Origin of the sequence: Shewanella oncorhynchi (genome assembly GCF_012584455.1) — a bacterium.
Lineage (GTDB): Bacteria > Pseudomonadota > Gammaproteobacteria > Enterobacterales > Shewanellaceae > Shewanella > Shewanella oncorhynchi.
The window spans coordinates 79,804-104,369 of record NZ_JABAEB010000012.1 but is presented as its reverse complement, the minus strand read 5'-3'; the positions used below and the strand labels follow the sequence as shown (position 1 = coordinate 104,369).

General features: G+C 45.3%; 25 protein-coding genes and 1 pseudogene. 13 read left to right on the top strand and 13 right to left on the bottom strand.

From position 1 onward, the window contains the following. Position 1 precedes the first annotated feature (1 nt). Complete coding sequence (gene ftnA, locus HGO26_RS18010; RefSeq protein WP_168826935.1) at positions 2-538, bottom strand: non-heme ferritin; 537 nt, start codon at positions 536-538, stop codon at positions 2-4. Positions 539-887: 349 nt separating this feature from the next. Here ftnA and moeA point away from each other — a divergent pair, with 349 nt between their 5' ends. The 4 genes from moeA (at position 888) to HGO26_RS17990 (ending at position 3,976) form a co-directional block, all read left to right on the top strand. Next, positions 888-2,141 (top strand): molybdopterin molybdotransferase MoeA, encoded by a 1,254-nt coding sequence (gene moeA, locus HGO26_RS18005; protein ID WP_168826933.1) that lies wholly within the window; start codon positions 888-890, stop codon positions 2,139-2,141. Positions 2,142-2,151: 10 nt separating this feature from the next. Beyond that, positions 2,152-2,922: a molybdopterin-synthase adenylyltransferase MoeB gene (gene moeB, locus HGO26_RS18000; RefSeq protein WP_168826931.1), complete on the top strand. Its 771-nt coding sequence runs from the start codon at positions 2,152-2,154 to the stop codon at positions 2,920-2,922. Positions 2,923-3,050: 128 nt separating this feature from the next. Further along, positions 3,051-3,713, top strand: a complete 663-nt coding sequence (locus HGO26_RS17995) for a Bax inhibitor-1 family protein (RefSeq protein WP_168826929.1) — start codon at positions 3,051-3,053, stop codon at positions 3,711-3,713. Between the two features lie 17 nt (positions 3,714-3,730). Continuing rightward, positions 3,731-3,976: a putative hemolysin gene (locus HGO26_RS17990; RefSeq protein WP_168826926.1), complete on the top strand. Its 246-nt coding sequence runs from the start codon at positions 3,731-3,733 to the stop codon at positions 3,974-3,976. 87 nt (positions 3,977-4,063) lie between these two features. On the opposite strand, the gene rlmF is transcribed toward HGO26_RS17990, so the two are convergent. Continuing rightward, positions 4,064-5,164: a 23S rRNA (adenine(1618)-N(6))-methyltransferase RlmF gene (gene rlmF, locus HGO26_RS17985; protein ID WP_168826924.1), complete on the bottom strand. Its 1,101-nt coding sequence runs from the start codon at positions 5,162-5,164 to the stop codon at positions 4,064-4,066. Positions 5,165-5,222: 58 nt separating this feature from the next. Further along, the gene (locus tag HGO26_RS17980; protein WP_168826922.1) at positions 5,223-5,651 is read right to left on the bottom strand and encodes a flagellar basal body-associated protein FliL; all 429 of its coding nucleotides are present in this window, start codon (positions 5,649-5,651) and stop codon (positions 5,223-5,225) included. Between the two features lie 223 nt (positions 5,652-5,874). On the opposite strand from HGO26_RS17980, the gene HGO26_RS17975 reads away from it, so the two are divergent. Next, the gene (locus HGO26_RS17975) at positions 5,875-6,438 is read left to right on the top strand and encodes a chorismate--pyruvate lyase family protein (protein ID WP_131525672.1); all 564 of its coding nucleotides are present in this window, start codon (positions 5,875-5,877) and stop codon (positions 6,436-6,438) included. 117 nt (positions 6,439-6,555) lie between these two features. Here HGO26_RS17975 and HGO26_RS17970 read toward each other — a convergent pair whose 3' ends face one another. Together HGO26_RS17970 and HGO26_RS17965 are read right to left on the bottom strand one after the other, a co-directional pair. Then, positions 6,556-9,147 (bottom strand): immune inhibitor A domain-containing protein, encoded by a 2,592-nt coding sequence (locus HGO26_RS17970; RefSeq protein WP_168826920.1) that lies wholly within the window; start codon positions 9,145-9,147, stop codon positions 6,556-6,558. Positions 9,148-9,465: 318 nt separating this feature from the next. Then, positions 9,466-10,059, bottom strand: a complete 594-nt coding sequence (locus tag HGO26_RS17965) for a YhgN family NAAT transporter (protein WP_011848195.1) — start codon at positions 10,057-10,059, stop codon at positions 9,466-9,468. Positions 10,060-10,541: 482 nt separating this feature from the next. Here HGO26_RS17965 and HGO26_RS17955 point away from each other — a divergent pair, with 482 nt between their 5' ends. Then, positions 10,542-12,182: a ZIP family metal transporter gene (locus HGO26_RS17955; protein WP_168827001.1), complete on the top strand. Its 1,641-nt coding sequence runs from the start codon at positions 10,542-10,544 to the stop codon at positions 12,180-12,182. Positions 12,183-12,243: 61 nt separating this feature from the next. Then, positions 12,244-13,047, top strand: a complete 804-nt coding sequence (locus tag HGO26_RS17950) for an NRDE family protein (RefSeq protein WP_168826918.1) — start codon at positions 12,244-12,246, stop codon at positions 13,045-13,047. A gap of 39 nt (positions 13,048-13,086) precedes the next feature. Here HGO26_RS17950 and HGO26_RS17945 read toward each other — a convergent pair whose 3' ends face one another. Further along, positions 13,087-13,539: a YybH family protein gene (locus HGO26_RS17945; protein WP_168826916.1), complete on the bottom strand. Its 453-nt coding sequence runs from the start codon at positions 13,537-13,539 to the stop codon at positions 13,087-13,089. A 133-nt stretch (positions 13,540-13,672) separates the two neighbouring features. Here HGO26_RS17945 and HGO26_RS17940 point away from each other — a divergent pair, with 133 nt between their 5' ends. Beyond that, positions 13,673-14,236 carry a lysophospholipid acyltransferase family protein gene (locus HGO26_RS17940; RefSeq protein WP_168826914.1) on the top strand — a complete coding sequence of 188 codons (564 nt, stop codon included), beginning with the start codon at positions 13,673-13,675 and terminating at the stop codon, positions 14,234-14,236. Between the two features lie 26 nt (positions 14,237-14,262). Beyond that, positions 14,263-14,886 carry a LysE family translocator gene (locus HGO26_RS17935; RefSeq protein WP_168826912.1) on the top strand — a complete coding sequence of 208 codons (624 nt, stop codon included), beginning with the start codon at positions 14,263-14,265 and terminating at the stop codon, positions 14,884-14,886. A gap of 26 nt (positions 14,887-14,912) precedes the next feature. Here HGO26_RS17935 and HGO26_RS17930 read toward each other — a convergent pair whose 3' ends face one another. Continuing rightward, the gene (locus HGO26_RS17930; RefSeq protein WP_168826910.1) at positions 14,913-16,178 is read right to left on the bottom strand and encodes a mechanosensitive ion channel family protein; all 1,266 of its coding nucleotides are present in this window, start codon (positions 16,176-16,178) and stop codon (positions 14,913-14,915) included. 209 nt (positions 16,179-16,387) lie between these two features. Between HGO26_RS17930 and HGO26_RS17925 the strand changes: the two genes are divergently transcribed. Further along, positions 16,388-16,966: an outer membrane protein gene (locus tag HGO26_RS17925; protein WP_168826908.1), complete on the top strand. Its 579-nt coding sequence runs from the start codon at positions 16,388-16,390 to the stop codon at positions 16,964-16,966. A 26-nt stretch (positions 16,967-16,992) separates the two neighbouring features. On the opposite strand, the gene HGO26_RS17920 is transcribed toward HGO26_RS17925, so the two are convergent. Beyond that, positions 16,993-17,385, bottom strand: coding sequence for a DUF1090 domain-containing protein (locus HGO26_RS17920; protein ID WP_168826906.1), 393 nt, complete (start codon positions 17,383-17,385; stop codon positions 16,993-16,995). A 215-nt stretch (positions 17,386-17,600) separates the two neighbouring features. On the opposite strand from HGO26_RS17920, the gene HGO26_RS17915 reads away from it, so the two are divergent. Beyond that, complete coding sequence (locus HGO26_RS17915) at positions 17,601-18,230, top strand: DUF3157 family protein (protein WP_168826904.1); 630 nt, start codon at positions 17,601-17,603, stop codon at positions 18,228-18,230. A 138-nt stretch (positions 18,231-18,368) separates the two neighbouring features. Further along, positions 18,369-19,364: a DUF481 domain-containing protein gene (locus HGO26_RS17910; protein ID WP_168826901.1), complete on the top strand. Its 996-nt coding sequence runs from the start codon at positions 18,369-18,371 to the stop codon at positions 19,362-19,364. Here the strand turns inward: HGO26_RS17910 and HGO26_RS17905 are convergent. The 4 genes and pseudogenes from HGO26_RS17905 to HGO26_RS17890 form a co-directional block, all read right to left on the bottom strand. Continuing rightward, positions 19,347-19,558 (bottom strand): annotated as a pseudogene (locus tag HGO26_RS17905) (VOC family protein); the annotation flags it as partial. The gene HGO26_RS17910 and the pseudogene HGO26_RS17905 sit on opposite strands and share 18 nt — an antisense overlap. A gap of 106 nt (positions 19,559-19,664) precedes the next feature. Beyond that, complete coding sequence (locus HGO26_RS17900; protein ID WP_168826899.1) at positions 19,665-20,951, bottom strand: M23 family metallopeptidase; 1,287 nt, start codon at positions 20,949-20,951, stop codon at positions 19,665-19,667. A gap of 484 nt (positions 20,952-21,435) precedes the next feature. Further along, positions 21,436-21,858, bottom strand: coding sequence for a VOC family protein (locus HGO26_RS17895; protein ID WP_006083714.1), 423 nt, complete (start codon positions 21,856-21,858; stop codon positions 21,436-21,438). A gap of 18 nt (positions 21,859-21,876) precedes the next feature. Continuing rightward, entirely contained in the window at positions 21,877-22,515 is a 639-nt protein-coding gene (locus tag HGO26_RS17890; RefSeq protein WP_168826897.1) for an MliC family protein, read from the bottom strand. Positions 22,516-22,965: 450 nt separating this feature from the next. Between HGO26_RS17890 and HGO26_RS17885 the strand changes: the two genes are divergently transcribed. Beyond that, positions 22,966-24,294 (top strand): M48 family metallopeptidase, encoded by a 1,329-nt coding sequence (locus tag HGO26_RS17885; protein WP_168826895.1) that lies wholly within the window; start codon positions 22,966-22,968, stop codon positions 24,292-24,294. A 45-nt stretch (positions 24,295-24,339) separates the two neighbouring features. Here HGO26_RS17885 and HGO26_RS17880 read toward each other — a convergent pair whose 3' ends face one another. After that, positions 24,340-24,564: a sulfurtransferase TusA family protein gene (locus HGO26_RS17880; RefSeq protein WP_107946198.1), complete on the bottom strand. Its 225-nt coding sequence runs from the start codon at positions 24,562-24,564 to the stop codon at positions 24,340-24,342. Positions 24,565-24,566: the final 2 nt, after the last annotated feature.

Genomic DNA, 24,566 nt, shown 5'->3' with positions numbered 1-24,566 from the left:
CTTAAGCCTGTGGTTGGCCTTGGCCGTTCATTATGCTTTCGCCACCCTTAGAGGCTAGCTTAGCTAAATCTTTATCAATAAAGAACAGTGCCTTACCATCTTCGCCCACTAAACGTATCTTATCGACAATCGACTTAAACAGCTTTTCTTCTTCATGCTGCTCAGCGACATACCATTGTAAGAAGTTAAAGGTTGAGTAATCTTGATTCGAAAATGCGGCATGGGCCAAGGCATTGATCTGACGGGTAATCAGCTGCTCATGCTCATAGGTTAATTCAAACAACGCCAGTAAAGAATCGAACTGTGACTGCGGCGCCGCAATCGCACCTAACAAAGGTAAGCCACCGGTTTCACTCACATACGTGAACAGACGGCGCATATGGCCCATTTCTTCATCCGCGTGCTCACGCATAAACTTAGCTGCACCTTCAAATCCCTGATCTTCACACCACGCACTCATTTGCAGGTATAAATTTGAGGAGAAGAACTCCATATTAATTTGTTCATTCAACTTTTCGATCATAGCTGCAGACAGCATAGTAAATCCTCTTTTGCATTCGAACTGAATCATGGGGGACATTGTCATCAAGGGGGTCGACAAAAGCAACAAAATTTACCTTTGGATTTCTTGCTAAGTTAATGATTCATTGATAAAAATGATTTCCATTTGTTCATCGACTCGCGTTCAACCCTCGAATTAGCGCAGTAAATTGTGTGACTTCTAGCGAGGTTATCGCCCAAAGTGGCAGAAAAAACTGACTGGCCTATCACAGAAACTCACATGCAAATCATAGCCATCCCAGATCACCGTGGCATAATAGCCAGTCATAATCAGGTGGAAATTCATTCAGCGTCATTACGACCCATTGCATATAAGGCAGACCCTAATGTCCGTAACAGCCGATCCTTGTTCGCAACCTAGCTTAATGCATCCAGATCAAGCTATTCCCCTTTTGCTCGAGCAAGTTAGCCCAGTGTCAGACACCGAAGTCGTATTGCTTCCCCATGCCCTTGGCCGCGTCCTAGCAGAAGATTTAGCTTCCTGCATCGACCTGCCGCCCTTTAACAACTCCTCTATGGACGGCTACGCCTTCCGTTTTGTCGACTTAAATACGCAAACCAATCAGACCGCATTGCGCCTTATCGGCAGTTCCTTCGCTGGCCATGGTTTTAAAGGTGAAGCCAAACCTAATACCTGCGTGCGGATCATGACGGGCGCACCTGTGCCTACAGGTTATGACACAGTGCAAATGCAGGAAGAAGCCGAGGTTGAAGGTGAGATTATTCATATCCGCCACCCTAGGGCGCAAGGCGCCAATGTGCGTTGCCGCGGTGAAGAACTCACCCAAGGCACTAAAGTGCTCAGTGCTGGCATTCAAATTGGTGCTGCCGAACTCGGGGTGTTGGCCACGATTGGCGTTAGCCAAGTGCGAGTTTATCGTCAGCTTAAAGTGGCCTTTTTCTCCACTGGCGATGAACTGCGTCCCGTTGGCAGCGAATTAGCCCTAGGACAAATTTACGATTCAAACCGTTACTCGATCCAAGGCTTACTCAGCCGCGCTAATGTGGAATGGCTCGATTTAGGCGTAATAGCCGATGATCCTGAAGCCATACGTCAGGCATTTCGCCATGCTGCCAGCCAAGCCGACATGGTATTAACCTCGGGTGGCGTGTCGGTCGGTGAAGCGGATTTCACTAAACAAATTCTTGATGAGGAAGGCAAAATTACCTTCTGGAAACTCGCCATCAAACCAGGCAAGCCCTTTGCCATGGGCCGAATAGGCAAAGCGATATTCTGTGGTTTACCGGGGAATCCCGTGTCTTCTATGGTGACGTTTTACAAACTCGTTTGGCCAATACTGAACAAGATGCAGGGGTTAACCCCAGTTGCACCTTTGATGTTAGACGCTACGCTCACCACGCCTGTGCGTAAACAACCGGGCCGCGTCGAATATCAACGGGGCGTTTTAAGCCGTAATGCACAAGGTAAACTTGAAGTTGCCATTACCGGTAGCCAAGGTTCTGGCATGTTGACTTCGATGAGCTTAGCAAACTGTTTCGTTTTATTGGAGCAATTCCAAGGTGATACTCCCGCTGGCACCCAAGTGACGGTCGAGCCATTTAACAGCGTGCTTTGCTAGGAAAATTCCAATGAATGTGCCAGAAGATATTCTCAGCGACAGCGAACTCTTAAGATACAGCCGCCAAATATCCATCAAGGCTATGGATATCGACGGTCAAGAACGCTTAAAACAAGCCAAAGTGCTGTTGATAGGCGCTGGCGGTTTAGGCTGTGCTGCTAGCCAGTACCTCACGGTTGCGGGTATTGGTGAACTGACACTGGTCGATTTTGATACAGTTGAATTATCCAACTTGCAGCGCCAAGTGCTTCATCAAGATGCCAATGTCGGCCAGCCTAAAGTCGAATCGGCTAAACAGAGCCTCAGCCAGCTCAATCCCTTTATTAAGATCAATATTATCAATGCTGTATTAGATGATCATGAGATTGACGCCCTAGTCGCCGATCACGGCCTAGTGCTCGACTGTACCGATAATGTCAGTGTGCGCGAGCAACTTAATCTCAGCTGTTTTAAGCATAAAGTGCCCTTAGTGTCTGCCGCGGCAATTCGGATGGAAGGCATGGTCACTGTGTTCGATTATCACAGCGAAACGCCTTGTTATCATTGCCTTAGCGCCCTATTTGGCGAGCAACAACTGAGCTGCGTTGAATCGGGTATCCTCGCACCAGTGGTCGGCATGATAGGTTGTTTGCAGGCGGTTGAAGCCATCAAAGTGATTACTGGCATGGGTAAAACCTTAGCGGGACGCATTTTGATGATAGATGCGATGACGATGGAGTTTCGCGAGATGAAGTTACCGAAACAAGTCCGCTGCAGTGTTTGTGGTACTAAAGAGGCTTAGGTTGTTCTCGCTTGAAAAACGGCTTTATTTACACTAGCTTAATTGCCACCGCTTAATTTGCCGTCATATAGCTCAACACTGATGACGCTTAATGGCCCGTTAAAATAAGGAAATCATAAGGAAAACATATGGATTCGGAAAACAGTGTATTTGACCGCATGACCACAGACGACCCCATAGTTGGCGCAGGTATTTACAACCTCGTTATCGGCCTCACGCTGATTTGGGGTTTTGCCGTTAACTATTGGATGGTCACCAATATCGACCCAGAGGCGATTGCCAGTGTTAATCCTTGGATTTTCTTTATCGGCTATTTCGCCTCCTGTTTCTTTGGGATTTATCTGTTCCAAAAATCGACTAACCCCGTTGTCAGTTTTATTGGCTACAACTTTGTGGTCGTGCCCTTCGGCTTAATAATCAATATGGTGGTTAGTCAATACGATCCCGAATTGGTGACTGAGGCCATTCGTATTACAGGGCTAGTGACCATAGCCATGATGTGTTTAGGCACACTCTTCCCCGCCTTTTTCCAAAAAATTTCCGGCGCACTCACGATTGCTTTATTGCTCGTTATCGTCGTCGAACTGATTGAAGTGTTTATCTTTAATACTCACCACGGCATTTTAGATTGGATAGTCGTGCTGATTTTCTGCGGTTATATTGGTTATGACTGGGGACGAGCGAATCAAATCCCTAAAACTATAGATAATGCCATCGATAGCGCCGCCGCTTTGTATATGGATATCATCAACTTGTTCCTACGGATCCTGCGGATTTTAGGGCGAAAATAACTCACCAAGGAGTGTCTATGAAAATCAAATTCCTACTTGTTACTGCTCCACTTCTGGCGAGTCTGGTATTCGTCGGATGCAGTGATACTGAACAAGCAAAAATAGCCAATCCCGCCTCTGAGTATTGTGTCTCCATTGGTGGAAAATTAACAATTGAGAAAACCGCCGAAGGTGAACATGGGATCTGCACCTTACCCAGCGGTGAAGCCATTGAAGAGTGGGCGTTATTCCGTCGCGATCATAAGGAAGAAAAGCCGCAGTAACAGTGGCTATTTTTACCTTTAATAAAAACAGGCGCCATTAGCGCCTGTTTTGTTAATAGTACTTAATTGGGTCATACCCAAAAAGCCTTAACGGGCTAAGTGTTCACCGCGCCAGATTTTTCGCTTAGCTGCTGACTGGAAGCTCCACGCTAAAACCCGCGTAATTTTATTACCCTGCTGCATCTCAATCGTTTTCACAGTATCGACTTTCAACTGCGCTAAGGCTTGATAACAAGGTTTCAGGTTTTCCTTCTTCGACACTAGACTAGTAAACCATAAGCATTGATCTGCAAATATTTGACTCTCACGGATCATAGTCGCTAAAAACTGTCGTTCACCACCTTGGCACCAAAGCTCAGCCGCTTGACCGCCGAAATTCAGCTTAGGTACAATCTTTACCAAGCCACCCCGATTGAGCTGCAGATTATTCACCTTACGCTTTGTACCTTCGCTCGCCTCAGCCATAGAGGCATGAAATGGCGGATTGCACAGGGTTAACGCAAAACATTCTCCGGCTTGAATGATTCCCTTGAAGACCGCCTTGTCATTTGGCTGTAATCGTAAACTTATCTGCCCTTGCAGCACTGGGTTTTGCTCAATAATACTCTGCACATTACTGAGTGAATGGGCATTAATATCCGAGGCGACAAATTGCCAACCGTATACTTGGCAACCCAATATGGGATAAATACCGTTCGCGCCAGTGCCGATATCTAATACCCTAGTTTTATCCAAAGCAAATACATTATCGCCTTCGGCTAAAAGGTCTGCTAAATAATGTAAATAATCGACTCGACCGGGAATAGGAGGACATAACGCTCCATCAGGAATATCCCAAGATTCAATCCCATAATGGTGTTTCAGTAGCGCCGCATTAAGGATTTTAACTGCTAACGGATCGGCAAAATCGACCGATAAAGCCCCATAAGGCGTGGGTCGAACAAAGGCTTTTAGCTTAGGGAATGAACTCATCAGCGCCGGAAAATCATAGCCGTTCAAGTGTACATTTCGAGGATGCAAAGCTTTTTTGATCTCAGCACTAGGCCTGTTTTTGACCGACTTCACTTTGCCTTTCACCTCAGTTCTAGCCTGCTTTGGTGCTTTAGTTTTTGCATGACCAATGTTGGCTGTACTCGTTAGGCGTTTCGCAGTCACTAATTGGACGGGTTTAACGGCAGGTTTTGACATAATAGCTCTTGTAACGCAGTGGGCCGACCTAAGTCAGCCCATGGAATGGGGCAGTAAATTAATCGTACAGATAAGAGGTAAACAATAAGTTTACGATCAAGGGTTTGCCAGCTTCTTTGGTGATCAAATTGTTGACCATTTCAAAGCACTCTCGACGAATCTCTTCACGACCCGTGAGTGATTTAATCTTCTCTTCCGATTGATTGCCTAACACTTCAACAATTGCGGCTCGTAATAATGGATTATGGAGCTCAATTGTCACTAGATCATCTGGACTCTTTACCATTAACTCAACGCTAATCTTCACAAAACCCAATTTCTTGCGATTAGAAATGTAGTTAGTGACAATTTCGGGTTCGAAACCATAGTAGGCATACTCACCCGTAGGTGGGGTTGCTGCTGCAGGTGCAGCTTCTTTTTCATCGGCCGCATAAACACTGAAAATACTTGTAACCAAGATAAGACAGACTGAAAGTAATTTTTTCATAGCGACTTACGGCTCCCTAAAACAATAATGATAATGGAAGAAACTTCCCAATCTATATAGCCAAACAACCTGAAGATGCAGTATCCGTATCTGGAAGTAGCTTGGGTATATACCCAAACAACCTGAAGATGCAGTGTCCGTATCTGGAAGTAGCTTGGGTATATATGCTCGCGTCGCGACATGCTAGACTGCCGACGTTTGTTTATATTGTAACGAGTATTTAATGAATGTGACTAGCTTAAGCTTTCCCTATGGTGAATCTATTCAGTGGTTTTCAGCCGATCTTGCCGACAAACTCCCCAAATCGCCCTTGAAAGAATGGTTGCTTGCCACTGGCAGCCTAACGCAAAAACTCAAAACTTGCTGCGCTCAATTTGAAGTAAAGATACTAGGCGAAGGACTGCATGCTCCCTTAGAGGGCGAATATCCCCAGCAAGGTGCTGTATGGATCCGTGAAGTCTTGCTTTGCCTCGACTCGATACCTTGGGTATTTGCCAGAACCTTGATCCCTGAAAAATTAATGGCCGAGCGCAAAATGGATTTCCTTAGTTTGGGTACTCGCCCCTTAGGTGAATTACTGTTTAGCCAAGATAACTTCATCCCCGGTAGAATCGAAGTGGCCAGTTTCGAAACCTGTAGTCGCCTTGCCCACTTAGCTGAAAGTTTAGATCAAAGTGTCGAACATGCACTCTGGGGACGCCGCCGCTATTTCCATCACGGTGAGCATGAAATGATCGTCAGCGAAATCTTTCTTCCAGCGGCCGAGCAAGCTATCCGTCAGTTGTAAACTTTAGACTTCATTCAAAGCTTAGTCAGAATTTAGCCTCAAGACAGATAAAAAATGCCTCTAGATCAGAGGCATTTTTGTTCGGGTTTCAAACAATCAACTTAGTGGACATTTAACTTAGTGCACATTTAACTTGCGGCGCCAAGTCAATAAGCTAAGAAAGGCAAGGCTTAACCAACCTAAGCTGCCGCCACCTGAACTCTCACTGGCCGGCGGAGTTACTGGAGGCGTAACAGGTGCAACAACCGTTACCGTCGAACTGCTAATCGCCTTAGTATTTTGCGCATCTGTCACTGTAAGCTTCACAGTATAAGTGCCCGCCTTCGCATAGGTATGGGTTGGCGCCGTGACAGTGCTTGTCGTGCCATCACCAAAATCCCAAGCGTAGGTTAATACTCCCATACCACCATCAACGTTACTGGTGAAGTTCACCGCTAATTGACTAACTGTCTTACCAAAACTGACAGTTAACGGCGCTATAGCATCAGAGTTCGCATTCGCAAGACGAATAACCGCAGTACCATTATTGCTGGCTTGCGATAGTACCTGCATTGTCAACCCTAGCTGCTGCAACACCATACCTGACTGTGGCTGTAGTGGCGCGCTGTAATCTAAGCTGTCATCGAACAGGCTGACAGCATCGCGATGATTGTCCTCCAAATAGAAGGTTTGATTTACTGTACTAAAGGCCGCATCACGAATTTGTACGTCGGTAGAGCGAGTGCCAATCATATTCTGGTCAGCATCAATCACGCCAATCAAGCCATGGCCAGCGTGGTCTGAAACGTTATTGTCACTGTAGCTAAAATTTTCTAACCAGAGTAAAACTCCGGGATCAAAGCTTTTTGCTTTCAAACCCGCATCGACACCATTATGGCTACGCAGCTGGATAATATAACGAGACTGAGATTTGGGATCCGGACGAGAATCCTTAATCCGGCTATAGCCGTTAAACGTCATTTTATCCGCGACTTCAGCGTTATCACTATATAACTCAGTGGTATTTTGTTTAACGCTGATGTTATCAATAGCGATCCCTGACTCAGAGGTATAATCATCGGTGACATAGTTGATCTCAACAGCAACAGATTTTCCAGAATATGCTGATAAATCATATTCTAATGTTACCCAAGCATCGCGACCTTCCGCCTGAGCAAGCGCAGACGATTCACCAGTGATGATATGACGAGCACTATTCATTGCATTGTTCGACTTAGTGTAATTACCCGCAATGGCCACACCATCCACTTTCACCTGCATGTAGTCATAGTTAGGCTCAATACTCCAACTAGCCTTCATACTCAGAATCAGTTTATCTGTGGTTACGGCAGGTAAATTAACATTAAAATTCATGCTGTTATTCAGCATATTTCCTTGGCCAGAATAATACTGATAACTGCCCTGATAAGGTGTTTTAAAAGGAATTAATACAAGAGGGAGCGGAATAGAGATCTGATTAACCGCCTGATGATTAACCGCCTCATTCAACGTCACTTCCATGCCTGATTTGGGAATGCTATCTAAGGTGATTTCACGTTCATTCAACCACTTACCTTTGTATCTTTTCTGTAGATAAGATCGAGCATAAGGACTAAAACCACTCGGCTGAGCGCCAGGAATAGCACCAGCCCAACTACCACCAGACATTAAAGACCATAGCCCCACAGGCGAGCCGTCTTTCTTATCATTTTCAGAGGTATCGTACTCATCAGGCAGACCTAGATCATGGCCAAACTCGTGGGTACACACGCCCGTTGCCGCATCGATAGGCTGGATTGTATAACCGAATACTTTTTTGTTCGTACCAGGAAGCGCATAACCATTGGTTGCTTGGTCGACATAATATCGATGCGACCATATCGCACTCGATCCTAGTTTTCCGCCGCCGACCTCTTCGCCTACGCTAGAGTGGAAAATCATCACATGGTCGATAATGCCATCGGGCTCATCGTAATTACCGTTATTGTTCAAATCATTTTGGTCTTCAACATCATAACTCGCCAACTCAGCTGCAGACATATTTGCAACAGCTTGAGATACGGCTTCTTTTACCAATTGTTCGACCTGTGAATCACTACGGGTATCTGGATCATTAACACCATAGTATTCAGCATTTTGCGAGGCGGTATACCAGCCCTTCACATCCCCAGTAAAGGAGAAGGTTTGCCCAGAAACCGCTTGATAATATTGATACCCCGAATCTAACGTCTGCCCCTGTGGACCTTTGAAGCCCGTAGGCGAAAAGAGTAATTCCTTGTAGTGGGACGCAGGATAACTCGGGTAATACATGTCTGTATCCCCCGCTTTTAAGCCATTGTTATCATGTTTTAGATCAGCAAAATCCACTAATACCGTGAGCACTTTTACGGTTTTCTTTACATCCGCATCGGCCTGTAAACGCTGTGCGGATGAGCGCATCATTTGCGATGACTTAGCTCTTTGTAGACGCGCATGTTCAGCTTCAACTTCGATGCGCGGCGCTTTGGGTTGTGCCAAAGTGGCGCGATGAATATAAGCTTCTATCGCCTCCTGCTTTACGCTATCACTGGCATCGGCGGCCACTTCGCCACGCTTAATCAACCAATATAAAATTCGATCTTTATTAATCACACCCGCATCTGCAGGCGTATGATTCGGAGCGGCAATACTCGCGCCGCTAATCAATGCCAACATCAGTCCAAACGCTGTTACGCCTTTTGTACTTCGCATTTTTAACATCCTTACTGTAACAGCCAACGCCATTCTATTTATTAAGACTAGTGTCTCTTTGTATTAAGACAAATTACCTTTAATTAGTAACCTGCTCAGGGTTTATCTGTCTTCAAGTGATAGAGACAGAGTTTTTGACATTAGCAGCACTGCACCTCAGTAACAACTTGATACACCTGTTCGCAGGTAAGATTTGCACTTTTGTCAGCAAATATTCAGCAAACCTCTGTGCTGACTCAATTCCAAGCCAAATCTCAGCCATAAAAAAACCGCATTAACAACGTTAATACGGTTTCGTTTTGATCAAACTAGATAAAGTTAGCCAGCGGTTTTCAGATAGTTTGAAATACCGTCGAGGAACATTTGCACTGAGATCATGACCAGCACCATACCCATCAAACGCTCGACTGCTGTGAGCCCCTTTTCCCCCAGCACACGGGTGAAAAGTTTATAAAACATTAAGATCACCGCACTCGCCCCCCAAGCTGACACTAACGCTATGGTCCAATCGCCCATACGTGAGCTATCGGTATGCGCCAGTAAAATCAAGGCTGCAAGAATCGATGGGCCAGCCATCAAGGGAATAGCCATAGGCACGATAAAAGGCTCTTCTCCCGCGGCTAATCCAACGACACCACCGGGTTGTGGGAAGATCATCTTTATCGCGATCAAAAACAGAATAATACCGCCTGCAATACTCACAGATTCAGAACGAAGATTTAAGAAACTTAAAATAGCCTCACCCGCATAAAGGAAAGATAGCATGATCACTAAGGCGAAAAGTAACTCGCGGATCAGTACCTTACGACGTTTCTTGGGATCGATATGCCGCAGAATCGATGCGAAAATCGGCAAATTCCCCAAAGGGTCCATGATCAGAAACAACATTACCGCAGCAGAAAATATATCCATTTAACGTATCAACACCCAAGCCAAATAAGCCCATATTATATACCCAAACAACCTGAAGATGCAGGATTCAGCGGGAATGTAACGCACTTTAGGCAAGGCGGTTATTTGCGGACCTAGTGGGCTAAGTTAAAAATAACCAACACGGCATAAAGTACGTTACAACCCGCCGGAACGGAGCGCCTAGGGAGCTCCACTTCCGTGTTGCAACAATTCAAAAGGTGGCCGACATTCTGTCATTGATGCGCCTTGAATTGAAGCACCCTAGGCGCTCTGAAACTCGTATCTTCAGGTAGCTTGGGTATAGTACCTTTTCTCGAGTTAGATCTGAAAATTTCTCCGCAGAATGGCCAAAGTGAATAAAATTCTCACCTTCAAAACACAGTATAAAATGTCAGTTGAGTAAATTGCCTGCAAGTCACTGCTCACTTTGCTTTACAGCTGGTATACTATGGCGTTTTTTCAGCAAATTTTCCGTGGAATCCATGCTCTATCTTCTTGCTAGCTGTATCGCACTCTTAATTGGCCCTCTGTTTTATCGCTACTTCTCATCGAGTAGTGGCTTACAAAAGGGGCTCGATGGTTTTATATTCGTCTCATTAGGCGGATTAGTGCTGATCCACATCTTGCCAGAATTACTCGAGCATGGTGGCATGCTTGCGATCGTCTTTGTACTCCTCGGCATCTGGGGGCCTACCGCCAGCGAACGCCTATTTCACCGTTATTCAGAAGTCACCCATAATTTTACGCTTTTCTTGGGTATTGGTGGCTTATTACTGCATACCATCACCGATGGCACCGCTATGGTTTTGGCGCAGCAAGACGATAACTCCATTCTGCTAGCTCTTGGTGTCATACTCCACCAATTACCCGTCGGTTTTGCAGTATGGTGGATACTTAAACCCCATCTCGGAACACGTTGGACACTTATGATCTTTGCAGCCCAGATGCTATTTACAGGCATAGGCTATTTCGCCGGTGAGCAACTACTTCCTTATTTAAATATCGATGACACTGTCTACTTACAAGCCTTTATTACAGGCACAATTCTGCATGTGGTACTACATCAACCCCATGGTCAGCATGAAAGTGATACGCAAGGCAAATATGAATACCAAGCTGGCATAGGTAGTTTGCTCGGCATCGGTTTACTCGTGATGCTGCTATTAATGGATTCAGGCGGCCACGAACATGCCCACCATGATCACAGCACAGAGCAATTAATAACTTGGCTATTAAAGCTCGCACCCGTGTTGCTGCTGAGCTATGGTGCGGCTGCGCTGCGCTTTAAATTAGGTTTGACGCCGCAGGATAGTAGTTTAGCCCGTCGCTGGTTCCAACGCTTAGCTGGGCCTGAAGCCTTAGTGATCACAGCTCTACTTCTTGGTCCTTGGTTAGCATTATTCCAATTGCTTGTAGTGTTTATTCTGAGTGCGTATTTAAGCCATGCTAACGTCACCATTACCGATCCACACACTAAATTACCCAGCAATTCACTGCGTTTCGGCTTTGCTCATTTAGTCGATCGCAGCGCACCTTGGATTTTACTTAGCCTAGTATTAGTGAATTTAATTGGCCACCCTTCAATGCCCTTAAGCAATCCATTGCTACAGGTTGTTGTGCTATTACTTGTATTTTTACCTATGCGTTTCTGCAACTTAGGCGCCGCCGTACTCGCTCTTGCACTGGCTTATAGTGGCTGGAGTCCTATTGCGATTATGATGCCGCTGATTGCAGCACCTGTACTCAACATAGCTCAGCTTAAGTTAATGACATGGACGCAAAGGGCGATATTACTGAGTATTATTGCGCTGAGCTTAGCCGCAGCATTACGCTTGCCACTATGGTTCTCCTTATTTACCTTGCCTGAAGTCGTGAACTTAATTGCTCTACTGATCCTCTCAGGGGTGTTTGCCGCCAGCTTACTGCGCTTAGGTCCACGTAAATTTTTACGCCGCTTAATGCTTAGCAAACCGGCAGCTCATGCGCATAGCCATTCCCACGAGAATATACATACTCACGAATCTAGCGCTTCGCACACTGACGAGCAGAAACCTGTTGTGACGCCTAGTGCCGATAAACATGCACATGAACACGCAAAAACGGATAAGCACTCGCACCACTAACGCTGTTCATTTGTGAGCAGACAGGCTAAGTTAATCTACCTTTGGATTAATTTAGCCTGCTATGTGCATACTCTTTGTCGCCATTAATGCCCATCCTAAGTATCCCTTAATCATCTGCGCCAACCGCGATGAGTTTCATCATAGACCAACTGCGCCAGCGCATTTTTGGCCGCCGGAAGAAAACATACTCGCGGGTAAAGATCTGCAGGCCGGTGGCACTTGGTTTGGCATCAATAGACAAGGACAAATCGCAGGCGTAACCAATCTGCGCGTTCCGCAAAAGAACCCTGAAGCCATGCGGAGTCGTGGCGAGCTGATTACTATGACGCTCAACTCAGGGTCGCTCGTGTGCCCTAATTGGCTCGTTGAACATAGCGACAATTATCAGCCGTTCAATCTCATCTTCGGCCAAGGTACTGACTTATATTGTTTTAACAGTATCAATAAAGACACAGTAAAACTTGCCGATGGATTTCATGCCATTAGCAATGGTGCACTCGATGATATTTGGCCGAAAATGGCGAAGGGACAGCAGGCGTTAGAAGCGGCAATCAGCCAGTCCAGCAGTATAGAAGTGCAAGTACTGTTACAACTAATGAAAGACGATTCCCAGCCGCAAGATAATGAGCTGCCTAATACGGGAGTAGGGATCGAGTGGGAACGGCGTTTAGCTGCGATTTATATTCGTCACCCCGACTATGGCACCCGATCCACCAGCATTCTGCTCGAAGATGCTGAGGGCGGTATGCATTTCACCGAAGTGAGATACGATGGCAAAGGTAGACAGCTTGGACAGCAGGATTTCCATTTAACTCTGCCCGCCGAGCCGCCAGCCAAACCAGACTGTTTATTATCGCAAATATAATTTGAACTGCAGTGCAGCACTGAATGTAAAGGACACGGTTTAGTCTGAACTGTGGTCCATAGTGATCACCCAACGATCGTCGATTTTTTCAATCAACAGAGTAAACGCGCCCGTTGGGGCATCTTTTATCCGCCGTAAATCCCAGCGCCCAACAACCATAGCGGCGTAATTACTGAGCATTTTTATTTCTTTGATAGTGAACTTCAGTTCACCAAGCGCTTCTTTATTTGGATAATTTTTCTTATAGGCAGCGAGAGTTTCTTCCCAGCCAAAACGAAACTTACCATTAGAGACAAAACGCAGTTGATCACTCTTCCAATAGCCTTGCATATAAGCATCGAGATCACCGCGATTCCAGGCGTCTTCTTGGCCTTTGAGCATCTGCGTAATTTCATCCGTCGGCACAGCATTAACATGACAAGTCAGCAAGAGTAACAGTGCCGCAAAAACACGCTGCCAGATAACCTTGTTTAATAGTCCATTTTTCAACATAGTATCGTTCCCCCACAATCAATCAGGTTAAACTGTACTATAACGAATTAAGTACAGACTATCTTGTTTAAGCCAGTTTAAAATCTAAAAAAGCTGATGATATTATTAATTTTTCGACTCTGGGCACCGAACTATGTTTACACCACTTTGCCGTTGGCTACTTAAAACTTCAGGCTGGCAGATAGAAGGCCAACTGCCCGACTGTGCTAAATACATCATCATAGTTGCGCCGCACACTAGTAACTGGGACTTCATTGTCGGCATTTTAGCCCGTGGCGCCCTAGGTATCCGCATTCACTTTCTCGGCAAACACCAACTCTTTATCCCGCCTTGGGGCTGGTTTTTCCGCGCCATTGGCGGCAGTCCGGTGGATCGGCGCAAGAATAACAACTTAGTCGATGCCGCCGTGCAGCTGTTTGAGTCAAAATCCGATTACAAGTTAGCGCTAGCGCCAGAAGGCACCCGCGGCCCAGTGACGCGCTGGAAGTGCGGCTTTTATCATATCGCCAGCAAGGCCCAAGTACCCATTACACCCGTTGGCTTAGATTTTAGCCGCCGCACTGTCGTTATCCGTATACCACTGCAACCCAGTGACGATATCGTGACCGACATGCAAGAGATTTTGAGCTTCTATCGCACCATTAAAGGCCGTCATCCCAAGGTGATCCCTGATTTTATAGCGAGTGCTAAACATTAACATTTATTCCATTTAGAGCAGCAAATATGCAACCCGAAACTTGGTTACTCTATTTATTTGCCATTGTATTGATTGGGATTTCACCCGGCCCTATCGCTATGTTATCTATGTCCCATGGGATCCACTTCGGCAAGATGCGTAGCATAGCTACAGGCCTTGGCAGTGTTAGCGCCGCTTTAATCTTAATGATGGCGTCAGCGGCAGGACTGGGGGCGATTATTAGCGCCTCAGAATACGGTTTTACCCTGCTCAAATGGTGCGGCGCGGCCTATTTAGTATTTTTAGGTATTAAGCTGTTATTGACGAAAAACCAGGGGCAAGCCCTTGAAGTTAGCCCGTCAGAGGGCAAAGGTACGCCTGCGCAGCTTTATAAGCAGGCGTTTCTAGTGGGGATCAGTAATCCGAAGGATTTACTGTTTTTTGCCGCCTTGTTTCCGCAATTTATCAATCTTGCCGCGCCGCAATTACCGCAACTGACCATTCTTGCAGTCACTTGGGCCGTGGTGGATTTTAGCTTTGTGATGATTTATGCCTGCATGGCCAATGTACTTGCGCCCAGCCTAAAGGCGAGCAACAAGCTGCATTGGTTTGACAGAACCAGCGGCGGTGTATTTATCACCTTAGCCGCGATTCTTGTCTCTCGAAACTAAATCGATAATCATCGACAGCCATCAAACTAGTCGACCTTAACTGACTTTAAACTGCGAATATCATTGCCGGTGGGCGCTTGGAACGCCTGCAGACCAAACTCAGGTAATACAGCAAACACATGGTCGAAAATATCCGCTTGTATCGCCTCATAAAACGCCCAGCGAGTATCATTGGTGAAGATATAAATCTCAATCGGTAACCCTTCAGTGGTCGGCGCTAATTGGCGTACCATTAAGGTCATTTCCTTGTGGACTTTATCATGACGCTGTAAATATTCCTGCAGATAAGCGCGGAAAGTGCCGACGTTAGTCAAATGGCGGCCGTTCACTTTCATATCAAGGTCAGAGACTCTGGCATTCGACTCACGAATTTCGTTTATTTTTGCGGGAAAATATTCTTTTAAGCAATTGATCTTACTGAGACGTTCGCGCTCTTCCTCGGTCAAAAACTTTATGCTGTTGATATCGATATTGATCGCGCGTTTGATCCTGCGACCGCCCGACTCAGACATACCCCGCCAGTTGCGAAACGCATCCGACACTAAGGCATAAGCAGGGATCATAGTGATGGTTTTGTCCCAGTTACGCACTTTCACTGTGGTCAACGAGACTTCTTCTACCGCACCGTCGGCGCCGTATTTATCCATCTGGATCCAGTCGCCTTTACTCACCATACGGTTAGCCGCTAACTGAATGCCCGCCACAAAACCTAAGATAGTGTCGCGGAACACTAACATCACAAAACCCGTTGCCACACCTAAGCCGCTGAGGAAGTACACAGGTGATTGATCGGCCAAGATTGAGATAGAAACGATAATCCCAACAAAGAATAAAAATAGCTTAGTTAACTGTACGAAACTCTTAACAGGCAAGCGCCGACTCACCAGATTCACATCTGAAATTTCATCAACCGCATCCATACCTGCATACATAGCGCGGATAATCAGCACCACTAACCAAATACTCAGTAATCGGTCGACTAGCCCGCTTAGCAGTGGATGCTCAGTCAGCGCGATTGGCACTAATAGATTAAGTACGATAGCGGGCACAAGCATGGCCAGCTTTTCAAGCACCTTATAACGCATGAATACATCGTCCCACGTCGCCTTAGAGCGCAGGATTACCATATTCACCGCACGAATCACCACGCGTCGGACAATAAAATAAGCGATGCTCGCTAACAGTAAGCAAGCAATGACCATAACTGTGGTCGATATTCCATCAGAGGGTTGGCTATCAATCCCAAAGCCCGCTAACCATGCCGAAATTTCGAGCCTTATTTCCTGATCCACAATTTCACTCCAACGTAGGTGCTAGCGCAACAAACCCATACAAAGGTAACTGCCGAGTTGACCTCGGTTAAATGTCACCCTAGAAAACACTCAAATCAAAACACAAAATATTTACAAATACTTATTTTAAAAGAGATTTTAGCATTTTGAATTGACCCTGCACACAGGAAAATGAACAATATTTCCCCTACCCCTAAGGAAACCATCCCATGTGTCGTCATTCATATACGCTAGCCTGTCTGAGCATTGGACTCCTGAGCCTATGCCAACCGCTTCAAGCGGCCGAATATAGCACTTCTAAGCAATTAGTTAGGCCAGATAAATCAGACGAAACTGCCAATACACCTTATATCGCCCTTATGCTCGATTATATTCCCGCCACAGATAATCTCTATGGCATTACAATCGCCCCCTATCATTTCGATAATAATTACCAGCAATGGGGTTATTACCTAGGCTATGCCCGCAGTCGTGAAACCGATATTATCGTGCCAGAACCCGCGCAGTCCTATCGCCAAGAAAGCCTCTTCCGCTTAGGCTTAAGCTACAGCTTAACGGCAGATTTAAGCTTTTATGCCGGCGGCAGTGGCTATATCAGCACAGTGTCTTACACGAATAACATTTCACCCAAAATTGTCGATGGCAAACCCACATGGGAAGAAGATAAAACTACCCGTTGGGGCGCAGAAGCTGGGCTAAGATATCGAATCACTGAGCACTTCATACTGAGTGCCGGTTATAACTCCAGCACAGAATCCACTATTTTAAGCATAGGTTACGCGGGCTAAGCTCCTAGCGATTGGGCTTGAGCTATTTATTGCGTTAGCTCGGCTCGCGCCTTAGCAAGATCAGCCTCGACTTCGGCGACTTTATTGCGTTTCTTGTTGATTTTATCCATAGAACGACCTTCTTCTATGGCTTTGGCCAATTCGTTTTGGCGCTCGGTGAGTTTTTCCTCTAAGGCTTCAACTTTAGCGACTCGCTCGGCGTATAAGCTATCATCGTCGCAATGGGTTGAAACTTCGTCATAGGCCTTTTCAAGTCCCGCGACTTTATACTTATTACCTGCCGCTTTTGCTTGGGCAAGTTCGGCACTAATGGCATCTAATTTCGCCGCGCAACCCACTTTCGGTGCTTCAGCAGCCAAAGTGACAGTGCTAAATGCCAATCCAATCACTAAGCCATAAATTCCATGTTTCATCTGCATCTTAATCTCCTGTTACTTTATTCATTGAGCATACCGCTCATGTACACCTATCTAATAGTGCCACAGTCAGCTAGCTCAATCTGTACTAGCGTTAAAATCTCGCCTTTAATCCACTTTATTCATCAAAACACGACTTAGACAGTGACTAACATGCGGCAAATTGTTTATGTTAGGGCAGAATATTGACTCAGACGGATATCGGAGCCAGAAAATTAATGCACACTTCATTACGCCTTAGCGCACTTAGCTCATTGTTATTGCTAACATCATCGGTTATGGCGGCCGACGTAGCCAATATCACCCTAGAAAATGGCGCCCAAGTCAGACTCAAAGACGACTTTACCTGGGAATACGTGATCACTGAAACCAAAGCCGCGCCCAATGCCCTAGCCGCTGCAGCCGTAGCAAGTGCATCGAGCAATGTTGCCAGTGTCCCAAGTGCCGCAGTTACCACTCAAACTGTTGCTGCGCCAGTCACCACATTGACCGCCACTGCGATTACCCAACCTGAGCTATTAGGCTCAACGGCAAAAGATGGGATCAAAGTCAGCTTTGCTGAAGGTCAATGGAAAGGCGACAAACTCGGACTCAGCTTCGATCTCGCCAGCACCAGCAATGAACACGTTACCTTAGTTGAAGTTGAAGCTAGCTTCTTCGCCGATAATGGTACTTTGCTCAAAACCGAAAAACTCGAAGTGTGGGAAGCCATTTTCCGCATGCCTGAGACCTATCTACGCAAAGGCGAACAGCGTAAAAGCAGCGTCATTTGGGTCGAAGGCATAGATAAATCCCAATGGCAGAAGCAGCTCATTAACCTCAAAATAACCGAAATTAACTCACGCTAACAGGCAAAGAAGTAAGGGATTGCGAACCCGTTTTCAATCCCTTATCAACACTTTTATCAAATGTTATTGCTTTGTAGAGCCTGTGTTCGAGTAGAATGACAACACTTACTCTCCCTTTATTTTGAGCCCACGAGCAAGATGCATAATCTGATATCCAATCCAGCATTGTACCTTGTTGCTACGCTCTGTAGTGTCAGCCCCTTGTGTTATGCCGACACAGTTTTTTTGCTCAGTGGCGATAAAATTAGCGGTGAAATTAAAGAGTTTAACGATCAAAATCTCATCATCAACACCAGTTATACCCCTAAAATTACCATTCAACGCAGTGCCATTCTCAGCCTCGAAGTCACAGATACTAGACCTTGGAGTGTCAGTCGTTCCATACAGGACATAAGTATTCAAGCCTCTAATGAACATGGCATGGTATTAATTAATAACCAGCACACTCCCGTGAGTGAGTTGAGATTCTCGCAGCACTATGCAAACTCAGATTGGAATTTTAACGGTAGTGTAGAAACCACACTTGATGTCACCAAAAACAAGAAAAATAGTCAGAAGCTACATATCAAAGGCGATATCACAGCGGAAACCTTGCAATGGCGACATAATATCAAGACCGAAGTGCGCTACGAAACCGAAGATGACGTGACTAAGCGCAACACCCTCGAAGGACATTATTCATTAGACTATCTGCTCAATGAGCATTGGCTGTTACGTCAGGAAGATTTTTATGAAGAAGATAAACTCGGCATCGATAGCCATAGTTATTATGCGGGGCTAGGTCCTGGTTATCGCTTTTGGGGTGCTGGGCGCGATAAATTAGACTTCGTCGTAACCTACAACCATTTTTGGCTTGAACAACAGTCCTTTAAACTAGAACTAAATGCTTGGGCGGCCTCACTTAACTATAAACAATATTGGTTTGGTGGCATTTTAGAGTCCTATGCCGATCTGCAAATTGCCTTCCCAGATATGCCTTCGATTGATTACATCTCAAACTCGACCCTAGGACTTAAATATCTGCTAACTCAGCGGATTTATTTGTCATTTAAATATGACTTCAATGACACTAAAACAGTGATAGGCAATACGAGAGATACCAGCTACACCTTAGGATTAGGGGTTAACTTCTAATCCTGGCTCCCGATACGCTAACCTGTGAGCCATAGGATGTTCATCATTCAATTGCAGTAAATCCCATAAGTTACCGTAGAGATCTTTAAACACAGCGACTGTGCCATAGTCTTGTTCTTGCGGCTCGCGCGCAAACTCCACGCCATCGGCGACCATACGGCGATAATCACGCCAAAGTCATCGGTATTCAAGAAATAAAGTAGGGGGATATCCAAATAATTTGAGGGTCTAGCTAGCTTATCGATCAACGGTTTCCTCGCATTATATCAGCCCCTCGATTGAGGGGCTTTCTATCATGGATTAGAGACTTCCAGCATTATACAGCGGCGCCCAAGCGCACATTGTACGATTGTTACTTACATCAAACAGATTGAAACGACTACAGTTATTGTCATAGTTGTAACTACCAATGTTGATTCTATATTGCCCCAAATGTACATCTTGCAACGACACATGGCGGCCATCCTTTAATAAAGAAAAATGCAAATGGGGCCCAGTTGAACTCCCACCTTCACACAAGGCTGCATTTTTATTATTTGCATAAATGCCCATCACGGTATTCTGGTTTACATATTGACCATTACGCACTGTAATTTGATCCATATGATAATAGTTAGTCGCCCAACCGTTAGCATTTGTCACCCGTACTTGGCAGCGAGACAACACATTGACAGTCCCAGCATGTGCGGAAGCAACCGAATAAGTCGGACTTCCCCATTGCGGCCAATCGTAGGATACATCGATTGATGATAGCGGATAGCCAGACCCAGTATGCGAATGAGCACCATTGGATTGCCATGAATATCCCTGTCGCCAAGGCATTTGCAGCATGTTACTGGGTGGCAGACTACTCGCCAATGGGACGACTTGTTGCATCGACTGAGTTGAATCAGCTACAAGCGGATTTTTAGCAACTGAACTCATTAACAACTCACGGTCAGTATTGCCAAATAATAATCTAAACAGCTCAATGAATAGGTCCAATCCCAAAGCGTGCTCACCCGTCATAACGGCATGTTGCTGTTGCTCTATCCTACGACCGTTTAACAAAGCCAATAATGCGAAACTCGATGCATTAACTGCGTCGGTACTTGGCGGGTATAGGCCTTTTAATTGAGACTCTTCATAGGCATAAAAACGTTGTGATAGCTGAGCCAATACATCTTGGAGTTGTTCCTCAAAACCCTGTTTATCCGATAATGTTCCCAAAGGTCGGTTAAGCGCTTCAGCTGTCGGAGACGAAATTAACTGAGATTGCATTTCCATCAAAGTCAGTATGACTTTGGGGTTAATACTATAATATCCAGCCCAATGCGTAATCGCCTCTTCTTTATCGATTAAATCAGGAACATTGACGTAAATAAAGTCAGCTAAATCAAACTGCGATGCATCTACGCCATATAAAAACATCAGATTATTAAATGGCAGTAACACACTAGGCATATCTACCATTTTCATTTCTTCTGCATCAATATGATACTGACTGGTTGGCATATCAGATGCGAACGATGGTAACGCTATTATCGCGGAGACACTTAACGCGCGGCCTATCCATAATGCCGTGCAACGTATTTTAAAAAAATTCATACTTATCAGATTCCTTTAGTAAGTCACTCAGATTAAATATTATTTTCAAATGCCAGCTTGCTTTAGACGTAATGATATTCACGACTAAATTTTTATAGCTAGAGAACATTAAAGAAGCTAAGTGACAATAATCGCCTATGCAAATAAGTGACGTATAAAACTGTCAACAAAAACTGACGCTCATTAATTTAAATGTGAGTTAAATACTAAAGTACGAAAAAAGTGAATGGGTAATTATAAAAACCAAAGAATAATTTATTCGATAGATATTTAATTTTGAATAAAAACATAGTGGCATTGACCAATCCATTATAAAATCTATCCGTTCCACAAGAATAAATTGAAATTTACAGTGAATTCCCAATAAAAATGATCAATAACTGAGAATTTTAAACGAACTTAACAGAGGTCAAACACAAAGAGTATTCCCAGTGTTTGACCCCATTAAATAGCTTGCGCGGTAATTCATACGAAATACTGAATCTTAACTCATTCGCTTAGCCATGACATGATTCGGGTTCAATTGCAGTAAATCCCATAAGTTACCGTAGAGATCTTTAAACACAGCGACTGTGCCATAGTCTTGTTCTTGCGGCTCGCGCGCAAACTCCACGCCATCGGCGACCATACGGCGATAATCACGCCAAAAGTCATCGGTATTTAAAAATAAAAACACCCGACCACCCGCCTGATTACCGATAAAATCGAACTGCTCAGGTTTAGACGCCCGCGCTAACAAGATAGAAGCGCCCTTAGAACCCGGTGGGGCAACAACGACCCAGCGCTTATCTTGCTCGGCTTGATAAGTGTCTTCGACTAATTCGAATTTTAATTTATTCACATAAAAATCAATCGCCTCGTCGTAATCTCTTACGACCAAGGCGATATGCACGAGAGCTTGTTTCATGGCGACCTTAAATCAATCCTATTTAGTCACCAGTTTACAGGTCATTTCTGGTGCTTCGTAGCCCCAAACCACTTTAGCTTCGCCTTGATGTTCCCATAGGCTTTCATTGCGGCCTTGATACTTAGCGCCGCTGCCGCTGGGTTGCACAAACATTAATGAAGTACTATCACCATGTTCAGCAATCAGGGTGGCAGGTTCGGTTTTAAAATAAGTCACCACTACTTCGTTAGCAGGATTGCCGTCACAGGCATAAAACACTGGGCCGGTCATGTCGACTAAACGATATTGCGCCTGCAGTTCGGCAATGCGGGTTTGATAGCTAGATTCAATACACGCGTGCTTATCGTCGCTCTTCCAGCATTCATTACGGCCTTTCACCCAACCACGTTGCATCGTCTTTAAAGTAGGAGGTTGTTCATTCTTCGCTTTTTCAAGCGCTTGGCTATAGACCTTAGCTAACTGATTATCAAGTTGGTTCAGCCCCGCATCCTTACAGACCATGTCTTCAATACTGCCAGCATTCACTTTCGTGCAGTCAAAAGAAGGTGCATTAGCCGCCATTACTCCCGCACTTAACGCGCTAACCATCACGCCTGCGGCACAGTACCATTTGAAACCCAATCGATTACTTATCATCTTATTTGTTAACTTAGCCATCTCAATTCCTTTGTATTTCTGTGGTTTGTTTCAACGCTTGCCATAGCTAACCCTATATAGGCTTAACCGAGCCTGACTCAAAGCACTATGCCTTGAAGAACCATGCCTTAAAGTGCACTCATAGTGATGTGATTTACTTTTATCTCGGTTCTAACTTAAGACTTAACCCTCAGCCGATATGCTGCGAAAACACCTAATTCTAGTGCGCTGCGAGGAAAATGCCCAGAGACTAAGAGCCACTTACCAATCTGTGTCCGCCTGCATAATCGGACTCTCTAGCGCTAAAAACCACAAAATTCTGATGAAATCGACCTACTCCAATTTGCGCATAGCTGATTAAACTAATGACAAAACGGTTAATTTTTTGCTTTGCACGCGATAGTGGTTGAATTTTCGAGTAAAATTGACTACTTTCACGCCGTTTGTCTCTTCACAAGGAAAAGGATCAACATGGAACAAGTTATTACCGCAGGGAACGAGAATCCCATTCAAATGACAGATATTGTCTATTCGAAGGAAAAATCGCTGTTCACTCTGTTAGCTATTATTTCTGGGATCGTCTGGGCGGCATTGATCATAGGCACTTTTGGCATGGCGCTGCTCTATGTGTTGATGTTTTTCATTATTTATCTCTTTAGCCACTCCGCCTTTATCAGCTACTTAAAAGGCACGGCTGTCGAAATCAATGCAGAGCAGTTTCCTGAATTACATAAACAATATTTAGCGTGTTGCGAACGTTTAGAAATGCGCGAGCCACCACGCGCTTACTTATTGGCAGCCGATGGCATGTTAAACGCACTGGCGACACGCTTCCTCGGTCGCAACTATATAGTGCTATTTTCATCGATTGTGGATGCGCTTGAGTCAGATAAAGATGCGCTCAACTTCTATATCGGCCACGAGTTAGGCCATATTCGCCGCAATCATATAGGTAAAGCGCCCTTCTTAGTCTTCGCCACTTGGTTACCTTTAGTAGGTGCGGCTTATTCTCGCGCCTGTGAATATACCTGCGATCTCCACGGATTACGTTGCTGCAACAGCTTACGTTCAGCCACAAATGCCGTTGCTGTGTTAGCCGCAGGTGTCGAGCAATGGAAACGTATGAATGTGGATCAATATATCCGCCAAGCCAGTGAGTCGAGTGGTTTTTGGATGTCGCTGCACGAGCTTAATGGCAGCTATCCTTGGTTGACTAAGCGCATGGCAAGAGTCCAAGCCAAAGCACAAGGAGTGGAATATGCACCGCCATCACGCAGTGCATGGGCCTATGTACTCAGCTTCTTTATGCCACGTTTAGGTACAGCGGGCGGTGGATTGATAATCTTCGCTGCGATTATTGGTATTGCTGCAGCAGTCGCGTTGCCAGCGTATAAGGACTATCAAGAGAAAATGGGTGCCACCACGAGTTATGAGGCACCAACCACGACCGAAGCCACACCAGCAGCATTGAATGTACCCGATGCGGCACTGGCCATTGCCAGTATCGACCAGCAACATCAAGCACTGGCACCGATCACTGACATCTTAGTCGGCTACTATCAAACCAACAAAGCTTGGCCAACCGAATTGGATGTGCTTGGACTCACGGACGAGCAGATTGCGACATTTAATCTGTACACAGATGGCATAGTCGGTTTTATAGGAAGCGAAGCGCTCGGGGATTATCAAGGCTATGAAGTCTATCTATCGCCTCAAGTTGATGAGCAAAATAATATCACTTGGGTTTGCAGCAGCAACGGTATTCCGGATGAATATCTGCCAGTAGATTGCCAAGGCTAAGATCAAAAAGCGCTGCAAATGCAGCGCTTTTTAGTTGAGGACGAGTTAGCCCTTTTGAATCGTCATAGTCCAAGCAGCATCGCCCTTCTGGGCAAAGTGGGTCACCTCATGCCCGGCTTCAGCCGCCCAGCGGGGAATATTCTCAGTTGCTTGGCCACAATCGTAATCCAGTACCACTTTATCGCCAGTCTCAAGACTCGCAATTAAGCGTTGTAACTCAATTAAAGGAAAAGGGCATAGCTTACCCGTTGTGTCGAGATACTGTTCCATAT